11 protein-coding genes are annotated in these 14,562 nt (G+C 61.4%); all 11 read left to right on the forward strand.

Going from position 1 to position 14,562, the window contains the following annotated elements; all coding sequences use genetic code 11:
• Nucleotides 1-44 precede the first annotated feature (44 nt).
• The 11 genes from rseP (at nt 45) to tilS (ending at nt 14,502) form a co-directional block, all read left to right on the forward strand.
• Nucleotides 45-1,397 carry an RIP metalloprotease RseP gene (gene rseP / locus ACK2SD_RS06475; protein ID WP_412461660.1) on the forward strand — a complete coding sequence of 451 codons (1,353 nt, stop codon included), beginning with the start codon at nt 45-47 and terminating at the stop codon, nt 1,395-1,397.
• A gap of 76 nt (nt 1,398-1,473) precedes the next feature.
• Complete coding sequence (bamA, locus tag ACK2SD_RS06480; protein WP_412461661.1) at nt 1,474-3,822, forward strand: outer membrane protein assembly factor BamA; 2,349 nt, start codon at nt 1,474-1,476, stop codon at nt 3,820-3,822.
• 43 nt (nt 3,823-3,865) lie between these two features.
• Nucleotides 3,866-4,369, forward strand: a complete 504-nt coding sequence (locus ACK2SD_RS06485; RefSeq protein WP_029613426.1) for an OmpH family outer membrane protein — start codon at nt 3,866-3,868, stop codon at nt 4,367-4,369.
• 1 nt (nt 4,370) lies between these two features.
• Nucleotides 4,371-5,426: a UDP-3-O-(3-hydroxymyristoyl)glucosamine N-acyltransferase gene (lpxD, locus tag ACK2SD_RS06490; RefSeq protein WP_039579583.1), complete on the forward strand. Its 1,056-nt coding sequence runs from the start codon at nt 4,371-4,373 to the stop codon at nt 5,424-5,426.
• A 113-nt stretch (nt 5,427-5,539) separates the two neighbouring features.
• Nucleotides 5,540-5,980 carry a 3-hydroxyacyl-ACP dehydratase FabZ gene (fabZ, locus tag ACK2SD_RS06495; protein ID WP_029613427.1) on the forward strand — a complete coding sequence of 147 codons (441 nt, stop codon included), beginning with the start codon at nt 5,540-5,542 and terminating at the stop codon, nt 5,978-5,980.
• Nucleotides 5,977-6,753, forward strand: a complete 777-nt coding sequence (gene lpxA, locus ACK2SD_RS06500; protein ID WP_412461662.1) for an acyl-ACP--UDP-N-acetylglucosamine O-acyltransferase — start codon at nt 5,977-5,979, stop codon at nt 6,751-6,753. The genes fabZ and lpxA overlap by 4 nt, the downstream gene beginning before the upstream one ends.
• Nucleotide 6,754: 1 nt before the next feature.
• Nucleotides 6,755-7,882, forward strand: coding sequence for a lipid-A-disaccharide synthase (lpxB, locus tag ACK2SD_RS06505; protein WP_412461663.1), 1,128 nt, complete (start codon nt 6,755-6,757; stop codon nt 7,880-7,882).
• 1 nt (nt 7,883) lies between these two features.
• Entirely contained in the window at nt 7,884-8,507 is a 624-nt protein-coding gene (rnhB, locus tag ACK2SD_RS06510) for a ribonuclease HII (RefSeq protein ID WP_412461664.1), read from the forward strand.
• A 92-nt stretch (nt 8,508-8,599) separates the two neighbouring features.
• Entirely contained in the window at nt 8,600-12,124 is a 3,525-nt protein-coding gene (gene dnaE, locus ACK2SD_RS06515; RefSeq protein ID WP_412461665.1) for a DNA polymerase III subunit alpha, read from the forward strand.
• A 106-nt stretch (nt 12,125-12,230) separates the two neighbouring features.
• Nucleotides 12,231-13,178: an acetyl-CoA carboxylase carboxyl transferase subunit alpha gene (gene accA, locus ACK2SD_RS06520; RefSeq protein ID WP_039579571.1), complete on the forward strand. Its 948-nt coding sequence runs from the start codon at nt 12,231-12,233 to the stop codon at nt 13,176-13,178.
• Between the two features lie 40 nt (nt 13,179-13,218).
• A complete protein-coding gene (gene tilS / locus ACK2SD_RS06525; RefSeq protein ID WP_412461666.1) occupies nt 13,219-14,502 on the forward strand; it encodes a tRNA lysidine(34) synthetase TilS in 1,284 nt (427 codons plus the stop codon).
• Nucleotides 14,503-14,562 lie beyond the last annotated feature (60 nt).

Genomic DNA, 14,562 nt, shown 5'->3' on the forward strand with positions numbered 1-14,562 from the left:
CCCTGTCGGCCAAAAGCCCGGCTGAACAGCATTCGGAGATGGATATGACAGCGCTCTACATGATCATCGGCACCTTGGTGGCGTTGGGTGTACTGGTCACGTTTCATGAGTTCGGCCACTTCTGGGTGGCGCGCAAATGCGGGGTCAAAGTGCTGCGTTTTTCGGTGGGCTTCGGCACGCCGCTGCTGCGCTGGCATGATCGCCACGGCACTGAGTTCGTCGTCGCGGCGATTCCGCTGGGTGGCTACGTCAAGATGCTCGACGAACGCGAAGGCGACGTTCCACCTGCACTGCTCGGGCAGTCGTTCAATCGCAAGCCGGTGGGGCAGCGTATCGCGATCGTCGCTGCCGGTCCGATCGCCAATTTCCTGCTGGCGATCCTGTTCTTTTCGCTGGTCGCCATGCTCGGCAGTCAACAGGTGCGTCCGGTCATCGGTGCGGTGGAGTCGGGCAGCCTGGCGGCGTCAGCGGGTCTGATGCCTGGGCAGGAAATCGTTTCCATCGATGGCAAGCCGACCAACGGTTGGTCTGCAGTCAACTTGCAGTTGGTTCGGCGCCTCGGCGAGAGCGGAAGCTTGCGCGTCGGTGTGCGCGACGAGGGCGCCACGCTCGAGCGTCAGCATGAGATCAGCCTGGACAATTGGCTCAAAGGGGCCGACGAGCCTGATCCGATCCAGTCACTGGGTTTGCGCCCATGGCGTCCGGTATTGCCGCCGGTGCTGGCCGAGATCGATCCGAAAGGCCCGGCAGCCGCGGCGGGCATGAAGACCGGCGATCGGCTGCTGGCGCTGGACGGGACGGCCGTGAGTGACTGGCAGCAAGTCGTCGACCGGGTCCGTGCCCATCCCAAGACCCAGGTTCAGGTGCGCCTCGAGCGAGACGGCGCGCAGTTGGAGCTGCCGGTGACCCTTGCCAGCAAGGGCGAGGGCCAGGCGGCAGCAGGCTACCTCGGTGCGGGCGTCAAGGGTGGCGAGTGGCCGGCGAACATGCTCCGGGAGGTCAGCTATGGACCGCTCGAAGCGGTCGGCGAGGGCTTGTCGCGGACCTGGAACATGAGTGTCCTGACCCTCGAATCGCTGAAGAAAATGCTCTTCGGCGAGCTCTCGGTAAAAAACTTGAGCGGACCGATAACCATTGCTAAAGTGGCGGGCGCTTCAGCCCAGTCGGGCGTTGGGGATTTCCTGAATTTCCTGGCCTACCTGAGCATAAGCCTGGGGGTTCTGAACCTGCTGCCCATCCCGGTACTGGATGGGGGGCATTTGCTGTTTTACCTGATTGAGTGGGCGCGCGGTCGTCCGCTTTCCGATCGGGTGCAAGGTTGGGGGGTCCAGATCGGTATCAGTTTGGTCATAGGGGTGATGTTGCTCGCCCTGATCAACGATCTGGGTCGACTTTAACGCTTCGCTCTATTGCGAACCTGCCGCCGTACTGCGGTGGCGGGTTGTTTATTGCCAGTTGGAATAAAAGGACTTCATGAAACGTCTGCTGCTAACTGCGGTGCTCTCCGCACTGATGATCGCTGAAGTTCACGCCGAGTCCTTCACCATCTCCGATATTCGTGTCAACGGCCTGCAGCGGGTTTCCGCCGGCAGCGTGTTCGGCGCGTTGCCGTTGAATGTGGGCGACCAGGTCGATGACCGGCGCCTGGTGGAATCCACCCGTTCCCTGTTCAAGACCGGGTTCTTCCAGGACATTCAACTGGATCGCGATGGCAATGTCCTGATCATCAACGTGGTCGAGCGCCCATCGGTGTCGAGCATCGAGATCGAAGGCAACAAGGCGATCAGCACCGACGACCTGATGAAAGGCCTCAAGCAGTCCGGTCTGTCCGAAGGCGAGATCTTCCAGCGCGCGACCCTCGAAGGCGTTCGTAACGAACTGCAGCGCCAGTACGTGGCCCAAGGTCGCTACTCGGCTGAGGTGGACGCCGAAGTGGTGCCGCAGCCACGCAATCGCGTCAGCCTGAAGATCAAGATCAACGAAGGTACGGTTGCTGCCATCCAGCACATCAACGTGGTGGGCAACACCGTATTCGGCGATGAAGAGCTGTCTCAACTGTTCGAGCTGAAGACCACCAACTGGCTGTCGTTCTTCAAGAACGATGACAAGTATGCACGCGAGAAATTGTCCGGTGACCTGGAACGCCTGCGTTCCTACTACCTGGACCGCGGCTACATCAACATGGACATCGCCTCCACTCAGGTGTCCATCACGCCGGACAAGAAGCACGTCTACATCACCGTCAACGTCAACGAAGGTGAAAAGTACACCGTTCGTGACGTGAAGCTGTCCGGCGACCTCAAGGTGCCGGAAGACCAGGTCAAGTCGCTGATGCTGGTCCAGCCCGGTCAGGTGTTCTCGCGCAAGGTCATGACCACCACGTCCGACCTGATTACCCGACGCCTGGGTAACGAAGGCTACACCTTCGCCAACGTCAATGGCGTTCCGCAGCCCAACGATCAGGATCACACCGTCGACATCATGTTCGTCGTCGATCCGGGCAAGCGTGCCTACGTCAACCGCATCAACTACCGCGGCAACACCAAGACCGAAGACGAAGTATTGCGTCGTGAGATGCGTCAGATGGAGGGCGGCTGGGCCTCCACCTACCTCATCGACCAGTCCAAGACTCGTCTCGAGCGTTTGGGCTTCTTCAAGGAAGTCAACGTCGAGACTCCGCCTGTGCCGGGCACCGATGACCAGGTCGACGTCAACTATGCGGTCGAGGAGCAGGCATCCGGCTCGATCACCGCCAGCGTTGGTTTCGCCCAGAGCGCCGGCCTGATTCTCGGTGGCTCGATCAGCCAGAGCAACTTCCTCGGTACCGGTAACAAGGTCTCCATCGGTTTGACCCGCAGCCAGTACCAGACCCGCTACAACTTCGGTTTCGTCGATCCCTACTTCACGCCAGACGGCGTGAGCCTGGGCTACAACGCCTTCTATCGCAAGACCGACTATGACGACCTCGACGTCGACGTGGCCAGCTATGCGGTGGACAGCCTGGGTGCCGGTGTCAGCCTGGGGTATCCGATCAGCGAAACCTCGCGCCTGACCTACGGCCTGACCGTGCAGCAGGACAAGATCAAAACCGGTCGCTATACCGTGGATGAGATCTTCGACTTCCTCAACAAGGAGGGCGATAGCTTCCTGAACTTCAAGGCGTCGATCGGCTGGTCCGAATCCACCCTGAACAAAGGTGTCCTGGCGACCCGTGGTCACTCTCAAAGCCTGACGTTGGAAACCACCGTTCCGGGCAGCGACCTGTCGTTCTACAAGCTCGACTACCGCGGCCAGGTGTTCAAGCCTCTGAGCAATGACTACACCCTGCGTCTGCACACCGAGCTGGGTTATGGCGATGGATTTGGTGGCACTTCGGGTCTACCGTTCTACGAGAACTACTATGCGGGTGGTTTCAACTCCGTGCGTGGATTCAAGGACAACACTCTTGGGCCGCGAAGCACGCCTAGCTCGGGTCGAAACCCAGGCACCATTCGTGATCCCGATCAGGATCCGTTGGCCTTCGGTGGTAACGTCCTGGTGCAGGGTGGTGTCGAGTTGCTGTTCCCGCTGCCATTCGTCAAGGATCAGCGCTCGCTGCGTACTTCGGTATTCTGGGATGTCGGTAACGTGTTCGACACCAACTGTGGCTCCAAACCAGACTGCGCCAAGGTCGGTTTCTCGGACATGGCGAGCTCCGTCGGTCTGGGTGTAACTTGGATCACCGCGCTGGGTCCGTTGAGCTTTAGTTTGGCAACGCCGATCAAGAAGCCGGACAACGCCGAAACCCAGGTATTCCAATTCTCTCTGGGCCAGACTTTCTAAGCAGGCCCTTGCTTAACGACAACGGTTTATCCAGGAGTGCATCGTGCGTAAGTTGACTCAACTGGCCGTAGTGGCCGCGGCGCTGGTCGCCACCCCGGCTTTCGCCGAAATGAAGGTTGCCGTTCTGAACTACCAGATGGCGCTGCTCGAATCCGATGCGGCTAAGAAGTACGCCGTTGACGCCGAGAAAAAGTTTGGTCCACAGCTCAACCAGCTCAAGACCCTCGAAAGCAGCGCCAAAGGCATTCAAGACCGCTTGATCAAGGGCGGCGACAAGATGCAGCAGCCTGAGCGTGAGCGCCTGGAGCTTGAATTCAAGCAGAAGGCTCGCGACTTCCAGTTCCAGTCCAAGGAACTGAACGAAGCCAAGGCCGTTGCTGACCGCGACATGCTCAAGCAGCTCAAGCCCAAGCTCGATGGCGCTGTGGAAGAAGTCATCAAGAAAGGCGGTTTCGACCTGGTGCTCGAGCGTGGCGCGGTAATCGATGTCAAACCTCAGTACGACATCACCCGCCAGGTTATCGAGCGCATGAATCAAGCGCGTTGATATGACCCTGACCATCACGCTCGGCCAGTTGGCCGACACCCTCGGGGCCACACTCAGTGGCCCCGAGTCGCTTGCGATCACCGGTCTGGCGACCTTGCAGGAAGCCGGGCCCGGGCAGTTGAGCTTTTTGGCCAATCGTCAGTACCGCAAATTCCTCGACGAGAGTCAGGCGGCGGCGGTGTTGATCACGGCCGAGGATGCCGAGGGCTTCACCGGCAACGCAGTGATCGTGCCTGATCCGTATCTGGCTTACGCGCGCATCTCCCACCTGTTCGATCCGAAGCCCAAGGCTGTGGCAGGTATACATCCTAGCGCCGTTGTTGCAGAGGATGCACAGGTGGATGAAAGTGCCAGCGTCGGCGCGTTCGCGGTGATCGAGAGTGGCGCACGCATCGCGGCGAACGTCACCATCGGTGCCCACTGTTTTGTAGGTGCTCGTTGCGTTATCGGTGAGGGCGGCTGGTTGGCGCCGCGGGTCACGCTGTACCACGATGTGACCATCGGCAAGCGCGTTGTGATTCAGTCCGGCGCAGTGATTGGCGGTGAGGGCTTCGGTTTCGCCACTGAGAAAGGCATCTGGCAAAAGATCGCGCAGATTGGTGGTGTCACGCTCGGCGACGATGTAGAAATCGGTGTCAATACTGCGGTGGACCGAGGGGCGCTTTCCGATACGCGCATCGGTAATGGGGTCAAGCTCGACAACCAGATCCAGATTGCTCACAACGTGCAGGTCGGTGACCACACCGCGATGGCTGCCTGTGTCGGTATTTCAGGCAGCACCCGGATCGGCAAGCACTGCATGATCGCAGGTGGCGTCGGTATGGTCGGTCACATCGATGTCTGCGACAACGTCTTCGTCTCCGGCATGACCATGGTGACCCGCTCGATTACCGAGCCCGGTGGCTATTCTTCCGGCACCGCCATGCAGCCGTTGGCCGAATGGCGCAAGAGCGCTGCGCGGATTCGGCAGCTTGACGACATGTCCAAACGGTTGCAGCAACTGGAAAAACGTGTCGACACCGTGACCTCAGGTGGCCAGCCGGCATCAGAAGGCTGATACCATTTCCTGAGCAAGAGTGAACAGTCGCTCGCTGGCTCCTCTTTGGACTGCAAAAGGAGCGTGTGGTCAGCACCTGCGCTCCCTATTCTTATTACAGGCTTCCCCCCGAAATGATGGACATCAACGAGATTCGCGAATACCTGCCTCACCGTTATCCGTTCCTCCTGGTGGACCGGGTCACGGACCTGGACTTCGAGGCCCAGAGCATTCGTGCCTACAAGAATGTCAGCATCAATGAACCGTTCTTCAACGGTCACTTCCCGGCACATCCGATCATGCCTGGCGTGCTGATCATCGAAGCGATGGCCCAGGCAGCCGGGATTCTCGGGTTCAAGATGCTCGATGCGAAGCCTGCCGATGGCACGCTCTACTACTTCGTCGGCTCCGACAAACTGCGCTTCCGCCAGCCGGTGCTGCCCGGCGATCAGTTGGTACTCGAAGCCACGTTCCTCAGCCGCAAAAGCATGATCTGGAAGTTCGAGTGCCGTGCTCTGGTCGACGGCAAGCCGGTATGCTCGGCCCAGATCACCTGTGCGGAACGCTCCCTATGAGTTCGATTGATCCGCGGGCGATCATCGATCCGTCGGCCAAGGTGGCTGACGGTGTCGAGATTGGCCCCTGGTCGATCGTAGGCCCCGATGTCGAAATCGGGGAGGGCAGTGTTATCGGCCCGCACGTAGTGCTCAAAGGGCCGACCCGAATCGGCCGGCACAACCGCATCTACCAGTTCAGTTCTATCGGTGAAGACACCCCGGACCTCAAGTACAAGGGCGAGCCTACCCGTTTGGTGATCGGTGATCACAATGTGATCCGCGAAGGCGTCACCATTCACCGTGGCACCGTTCAGGACCGCTTCGAGACCACGCTGGGTGACCACAACCTGATCATGGCCTATGCCCATATCGGCCACGACAGCGTGATCGGCAATCACTGCATCCTGGTCAATAACACGGCGCTGGCCGGCCATGTCCATGTGGGTGACTGGGCGATCCTGTCTGGCTATACCCTGGTGCATCAGTATTGCCACATCGGCGCCCACGCCTTTTCTGGCATGGGCACGGCCATTGGCAAGGATGTGCCGGCATTCGTCACGGTATTCGGCAGCCCGGCCGAAGCGCGCAGCATGAACTTCGAAGGCATGCGCCGTCGTGGTTTCAGCGATGACGTGATCCAGAACCTGCGACGCGCCTACAAGATCGTTTACCGTCAGGGCTTGACGGTGGAGGACGCGGTCAAGGAACTGGATGAGTTGGCGGCTCTGAATCCTGAAGTCGAGTTGTTCCGTCAGTCGATCCTCGGCTCCGCCCGCGGCATCACGCGCTGACATGGCCTCACTTTGCGTAGCGCTGGTCGCCGGTGAGGCCAGCGGCGACATCCTAGGCTCGGGTCTGATGCGTGCGCTCAAGGCACGTCACCCCGATGTACGTTTCATTGGCGTCGGTGGTCCACTGATGGAGGCCGAGGGGCTGCAGTCTTACTTCCCCATGGAACGCCTGTCGGTGATGGGTCTGGTCGAGGTGCTGGGACGTTTGCGCGAACTGCTCAAGCGCCGCAAGGACCTGATCCAGGCGCTGATCGGCGAGAGGCCCGACGTGTTCATCGGCATCGATGCACCGGACTTCACCCTGACCATCGAATTGAAGCTGCGTCAGGCCGGGATCAAGACCGTGCATTACGTCAGCCCCTCCGTCTGGGCTTGGCGGCAGAAGCGGGTGCTCAAGATCCGCGAAGGCTGCGACCTGATGCTCACCCTGCTGCCCTTCGAGGCGAAGTTCTACGAAGAGCAAGGCGTGCCTGTACGCTTCGTGGGTCATCCGCTGGCCGACACTATTCCCCTGCAAGCCGATCGCGGTGCTGCTCGCGCGTCTCTGGGGTTTGGCGATGGACCGCTGGTGGCACTGATGCCGGGCAGTCGCGGTGGTGAGGTCGGACGCTTGGGTGAGGTGTTCCTGGACACGGCCAAGCGCTTGCAGCACTTGATTCCTGAAGTGCGCTTCGTCTCTCCCTGTGCCAACCCGGCACGCCGTGCACAGCTCGAGCAGATGCTGCAAGGCCGCGATCTGCCACTGACGCTGCTCGACGGTCAGTCTCACCTGGCGCTGGCGGCGTGTGATGCGGTGCTGATCGCTTCCGGCACGGCCACCCTTGAAGCCTTGTTGTACAAGCGTCCGATGGTGGTGGCCTATCGCTTGGCACCGTTGACGTTCTGGATTCTCAAGCGAATGGTTCGCAGCCCCTACGTGTCCTTGCCCAACCTGCTCGCCCAGCGCCTGTTGGTGCCTGAGTTGTTGCAGGACGCCGCCACGCCTGAGGCCCTTGCCACGACCTTGGCACCGCTGGTGCGCGATGGTGGCGAGCAGACCGACAGTTTTGACCGGATCCACCGCACCTTACGCCGCGACGCCTCCAACCAGGCTGCCGAGGCCGTGCTGGCCTTGCTCGGGAAGCACTGACATGCAGATGGGACTGGATTTCAAGCTGGTCGACGAACTCGTTGCCGGTGTCGACGAAGTGGGTCGGGGTCCGCTGTGCGGTGACGTGGTCACTGCCGCGGTGATCCTCGATCCGAATCGGCCGATTCTCGGCTTGAACGACTCCAAGAAACTGACCGAAGCACGCCGCGAGGTGCTGTTCGAGGAAATCTGCGAAAAGGCGCTGGCCTTCTGCATCGCTCGCGCCAGTGTCGAAGAAATCGATCGACTGAACATCCTGCATGCCACGATGCTGGCCATGCAGCGTGCCGTCGAAGGACTGAGCATTCAGCCGAAACTGGCGTTGATCGACGGCAACCGCTGTCCGCAATTGGCCGTGCCTGCCTCGCCGGTGGTCAAGGGCGACTCGCAAGTGCCGGCCATCGCCGCCGCGTCGATCCTGGCCAAGGTTACCCGTGATCGCGAAATGAGCGCGTTCGAGCTGATCTATCCGGGATACGGCATCGGCGGACACAAGGGTTACCCAACGCCAGTGCATCTCGAAGCCTTGGCGCGGCTGGGGCCTACGCCGATTCATCGGCGTTCCTTCGCGCCGGTTCGTGCCGCCTATGAGGCGCGGGTCGGGCACATCTCTTCGTTGATCTAAGCGCTCCCGCCGCGCGAGCAGCGGTCGCAATCCTTGCGGCCAATTACGCTACAATCGCGCCTTTGTCGTTCATCGCTGTCACAGGATCCTCCATGCCGGTCTCCTTCGTTCACCTTCGCGTGCATTCCGAATTCTCCCTGGTCGATGGCCTGGTGCGGATCAAGCCGCTGGCCAAGGCCCTGGCCGGAATGAACATGCCGGCGGTGGCGATCACCGATCAAAGCAACATGTGCTCGCTGGTCAAGTTCTACAAGTCTGCCATGGGGGCTGGCATCAAGCCGATCTGTGGTGCCGACCTGTGGTTGGCCGGTGCCGAGCCGGAAGCGCCGCTGTCGCGCATCTGCTTCCTGGCCATGAGCCCGGAAGGCTATCGCAACCTCACCGAGCTGATTTCTCGCGGATGGACCGATGGGCAGCGCAACGGTCTGGTCATCATCCAGCGCGAGTGGATCGCCCCGGCCAGCGAAGGGCTGATCGGTTTGTCCGCCGCGCGTGAAGGCGATATCGGCATGGCGCTGTTGGCCGGCCGTCAGGATGAGGCCGAGGCGTTGCTGCGCGACTGGATGCAGATGCTGCCCGAGCGCTTCTATGTTGAGGTGCAGCGCACCAATCGCGCGCGTGACGAAGAATATGTCCACGCCGCCGTGGCCCTGGCAGACAAGCTCGGCGCGCCGCTGGTGGCAACCAATGATGTGCGCTTCATCAAGCAGTCCGACTTCGACGCCCATGAAACCCGTGTCTGCATCGGCGAAGGCTGGACCCTGGACGATCCGCGCCGTCCACGCCTGTACAGCGATCAGCAATACCTCAAGTCGGCCGAGGAAATGGCCGAGCTGTTCAGCGACTTGCCAGACGCGATCGCCAACACCGTGGAGATCGCCAAGCGCTGCAACATCACCGTGCAGTTGGGCAAATACTTCCTGCCCGATTTTCCGACGCCCAATGGCATGGGCATCGACGACTACCTGCGCCACGTGTCCCACGAAGGCCTGGAAGAGCGTCTGGCGGTACTCTGGCCGAAGGAAACCACGCCTGACTACGATGAGAAACGCCAGGTCTACCTGGACCGGCTGAAGTTCGAGCTGGACATCATCATCCAGATGGGTTTCCCGGGTTACTTCCTCATCGTCATGGACTTCATCAAGTGGGCCAAGAACAACGGCGTCCCGGTGGGGCCTGGCCGTGGTTCGGGTGCCGGCTCGCTGGTGGCCTATGTCCTGAAGATCACCGACCTCGACCCGCTGGCCTATGACCTGCTGTTCGAACGTTTCCTCAACCCTGAACGTGTTTCCATGCCCGACTTCGACGTCGACTTCTGCATGGACGGCCGCGACCGGGTGATCGACTACGTGGCCGAAGCCTATGGGCGCAATGCGGTCAGCCAGATCATCACCTTCGGCACCATGGCTGCCAAGGCGGTGGTGCGTGACGTAGCGCGGGTGCAGGGCAAGTCCTATGGCCTGGCCGATCGTCTGTCGAAGATGATTCCGTTCGAAGTGGGCATGACCTTGGAGAAGGCGTACGAGCAGGAAGAAATCCTGCGCGACTTCCTCAAGGGCGATGAGGACGCCCGAGAAATCTGGGACATGGCGCTCAAGCTCGAAGGGGTCACCCGCGGCACCGGCAAGCACGCCGGGGGTGTGGTGATCGCGCCGACCAAGCTCACCGATTTCTCGCCGATCGCCTGTGATGAAGAAGGCGGCGGCCTGATTACCCAGTTCGACAAGGATGACGTCGAGGCCGCCGGCCTGGTGAAGTTCGACTTCCTTGGCCTGCGTACCCTGACCATCATCAAATGGGCGATGGAGATCATCAACCGCGAGCAGGTCAAGAAGGACCTGCCCGAGGTCAACATCGACTTCATCCCGCTCGATGACCGCAAGACCTACGAGCTGTTGCAAAAGGCTGAAACCACGGCCGTATTCCAGCTCGAATCGCGCGGCATGAAGGAGCTGATCAAGAAGCTCAAGCCCGACTGCCTGGAAGACTTGATCGCACTGGTGGCGCTGTTCCGCCCTGGCCCGCTGCAATCGGGCATGGTCGACGACTTCATCAACCGCAAGCACGGTCGCGCCGAGCTGGCTTATCCGCACCCTGACTATCAGTACGACGGTCTGCAACCGGTGCTGGCGCCGACCTACGGCATCATCCTGTATCAAGAGCAGGTGATGCAGATTGCACAGGTGATGGCCGGCTACACCCTGGGGGGCGCCGACATGCTGCGTCGGGCCATGGGCAAGAAGAAGCCCGAGGAGATGGCCAAGCAGCGTGGCGGCTTCATCGAAGGCTGTGCCAATAACGGCATCGATGCGAACCTCGCAGGAAACATCTTTGACCTGGTAGAGAAGTTCGCCGGCTACGGTTTCAACAAGTCTCACTCCGCTGCCTATGGCCTGGTTTCTTACCAGACCGCCTGGCTCAAGACCCACTACCCGGCGCCGTTCATGGCGGCGGTGCTGTCGGCGGATATGCACAACACCGACAAGGTGGTGGTGCTGGTCGAGGAAGTACGCAGCATGAAGCTGCGCCTCGACGCCCCGGACGTGAATTTTTCCGACTTCAAATTCACCGTTAACGAGGACGGGCGCATCGTCTATGGCCTGGGTGCGATCAAAGGCGTGGGCGAGGGGCCGGTGGAAGCCATCGTCGAGGCGCGCGCCGAGGGCGGGCCGTTCAAGGACTTGTTCGATTTCTGCGCCCGCGTGGACCTCAAGCGCATCAACAAGCGCACCCTCGACGCCTTGATCCGCAGCGGTGCGCTCGACCGTCTCGGTCCGCACTTCCATGACGAGATCAAGGCCTACCACGCCAACATCGACCGCAACCGCGCCGTATTGCTCTCGGCGCTCGAAGAGGCGATCAAGGCGGCCGAGCAGACCGCACGCACCGCAGACAGCGGTCACATCGACCTGTTTGGCGGGCTGTTCGTCGAAGAAGACTCCGACGTTTATGGCAACCACCACAGGGTGCGCGACCTGACGCTCAAGGAGCGTCTGAAAGGCGAAAAGGACACCCTTGGGCTTTACCTCACCGGTCACCCGATCGATGAGTACGAAGCCGAGATCCGCCGCTTCGCCCGCCAGCGCATCGTCGATCTCAAGCCGTCGCGCGAGACCCAGACCATCGCTGGGATGATCATTGCCCTGCGAGTCATGAAGAACAAGAAAGGCGACAAGATGGGCTTCGTCACCCTCGACGACCGTTCCGGGCGCATCGAAGCCTCGCTGTTCGCCGACGCCTTCATGGCCGCCCAGGCGCTGCTGCAAAACGACGCAATGGTGGTGGTCGAGGGCGAGGTCAGCAACGATGACTTCTCCGGTGGCCTGCGGCTGCGGGTCAAGCAGGTGATGACGCTCGAAGACGCGCGCACCAAGCTGGCCGAGAGCCTGCGCCTGAAAATTGCCCATGAGGCACTCAAGGGCGATCGCCTGACGTGGTTGGGTGAGCTGATCACGCGTCATCGCGGTGGCTGCCCGATCACCCTCGAGTACACCGGCAGCGACGCCAAGGCCATGCTGCAGTTTGGCGACGAATGGTCGATCGACCCCGCTGATGGCTTGATTCAGACACTGCGTGACCAGTTCGGGCGTGAGAACGTCTTCCTGCAATACCGTTGAAACGACGTATTTTAATCTCGACCTCAAGGCGCCAGATCCCGTAAGGTATGGCGCCAAAACGGATCAACCGGCCGGCCGCCTGGCCGTAGACCCAAGACGGATGCCTATGAACCCGAATTTTCTCGATTTCGAACAGCCGATTGCCGACCTGCAAGCCAAGATCGAAGGCCTGCGCCTGGTTGGCAACGACAACTCGCTGAACATCAGCGATGAAATTGCCCGTCTGCAAGACAAGAGCAGCACCCTGACCGAAAGTATCTTCGGCAACCTGACCAGTTGGCAGATCGCGCGCCTGGCGCGTCACCCGCGTCGTCCTTACACCCTCGACTACATCGAGCACATCTTCACCGAGTTCGAGGAATTGCACGGCGACCGTCATTTCTCCGACGACGCTGCCATCGTTGGCGGCACCGCGCGCCTGGACGGCAAACCGGTGATGGTCATCGGTCACCAGAAAGGTCGTGAGGTGCGGGAAAAGGTGCGGCGCAACTTCGGCATGCCGCGTCCGGAGGGCTACCGCAAGGCGTGCCGTCTGATGGAGATGGCCGAACGCTTCAAGATGCCGATCCTGACCTTCATCGACACCCCGGGCGCTTATCCCGGCATCGACGCCGAAGAGCGCAACCAGAGCGAAGCGATTGCCTGGAACCTGCGGGTCATGGCGCGTCTGAAAACGCCGATCATCGCCACCGTGATCGGTGAGGGTGGTTCGGGCGGCGCGCTGGCCATCGGCGTGTGCGACCAACTCAACATGCTGCAGTACTCCACCTACTCGGTCATTTCGCCGGAAGGCTGTGCCTCGATCCTGTGGAAGACCGCCGACAAAGCCGCAGACGCTGCTGAAGCGATGGGCATCACTGCAGAGCGCCTGAAGAGCCTGAACATCGTCGACAAAGTGATCGGCGAACCGCTGGGCGGCGCCCACCGTGACCCGGCTGCCATGGCTGCCAGCATCCGTGCCGACCTGCTCGAGCAATTGGGCATGCTGGGCAAGCTTGATCAGGACGCCCTGCTCAAGCGCCGCTACGACCGCCTGATGAGCTACGGTCTCTGATAGGATCCCGGGGGCGCCATGCGCCCCTTGTGAGGCTGTGATGCTCGACCTCACCCCCTGGCTCAACGCCCCCACCTGGTTCGTCGCTTTCTCTGGCGGACTCGACTCGACCGTTCTGCTTCATCGCCTGGCGGCTCACTGTCGTCGTCATCCTGCGCCGCCCTTGCGCGCCCTCCACATTCACCATGGTCTGCAGACTGCCGCCAATGCCTGGCCCGAGCACTGTCGCGCTGTGTGCGATGCCCTGGGCGTCGAATTGGAGGTCATCCCAGTGGTGGTCGCAGCGGGTGCCAGCCTGGAACAGGCTGCACGCGACGCGCGCTACGCCGCGTTGGCCAGTCGCCTTGGCCCGGGCGATGTCCTGTTCACTGGCCAGCACCTCGACGATCAGGCCGAGACCCTGCTGTTCAGGCTCCTGCGTGGGGCGGGTTTGCGTGGGATGACGGCCATGCCGTCGTCGCGGACGTTGGGGCAGGGGAGGTTGGTCAGGCCGCTGCTGGCCGACTCATGCGAGCACTTGCAGCGTTACGCCGAGGCGCAGGGGTTGAGCTGGATCGACGACCCCTCGAATCAGGACGTCGGATTTTCGCGCAACTACCTGCGGGCTCAGGTGATGCCGCAACTGCGCCAGCGTTGGCCGCAAGCCAGTCAGCAGATGGCCCGCAGTGCCGAGCACCTGGGCGAGGCGCTGGGGCTGCTCGATGAACTGGCTGCCGAGGATTTGCGTTCGGCCGAGCAGGGCGCGCCCTTCGCTTGGCTGGGGCTCGCGTCTCTGGATCTGGACGCCGTGCGTGCGTTGTCGCCGGCGCGTCAGCGCAATGCGTTGCAGTACTGGCTCAGTCGCCGTACCCGGCTGCCTGACGCCAGGCACTGGGCCGGTTGGAACGCGCTGCGCGACTCTGCGCCTGATGCCCAGCCGATCTGGCGCCTGACCGATGGCGAGTTGCAGCGCAGCCACGGGCGGCTCTGGTGGCTGGCCGATGATTGGCGCCAGTGGGAGGCTGGCCAATGGTATTGGCCTGATCCCGATCAGCCGTTGATCCTGCCTGGCAATGGCGTGGTTTGGCTGCAGGGGGCAAAACCGCCCGAAGGGCTGCGCATTGCCTATCGCCAGGGCGGCGAGCGGCTGAATGTGCCCGGGCGTGGCGAGCGCGATCTCAAGCGTCTGCTCAATGAGCGCCAGCTTCCGCACTTCGTCCGCCAACGCCTGCCGCTACTCTATCAAGGCTCGCGCCTGCTGGCCGTGGCCAACCTGCCAGAGCTTGTGCAGAGCGACTGGCAACTGCAGTGGCAGCCGCCGGGCCGCGTGCAAGGTTTGAGCTGATGCCGACATTCCGGTAGACTACCCTCCCTTCTTGATACAACTTCTGTGGCTTCCTCGAAA

The sequence above is a fragment of the Pseudomonas sp. SC11 genome (assembly GCF_047039205.1).
GTDB lineage: Bacteria > Pseudomonadota > Gammaproteobacteria > Pseudomonadales > Pseudomonadaceae > Aquipseudomonas > Aquipseudomonas boreofloridensis.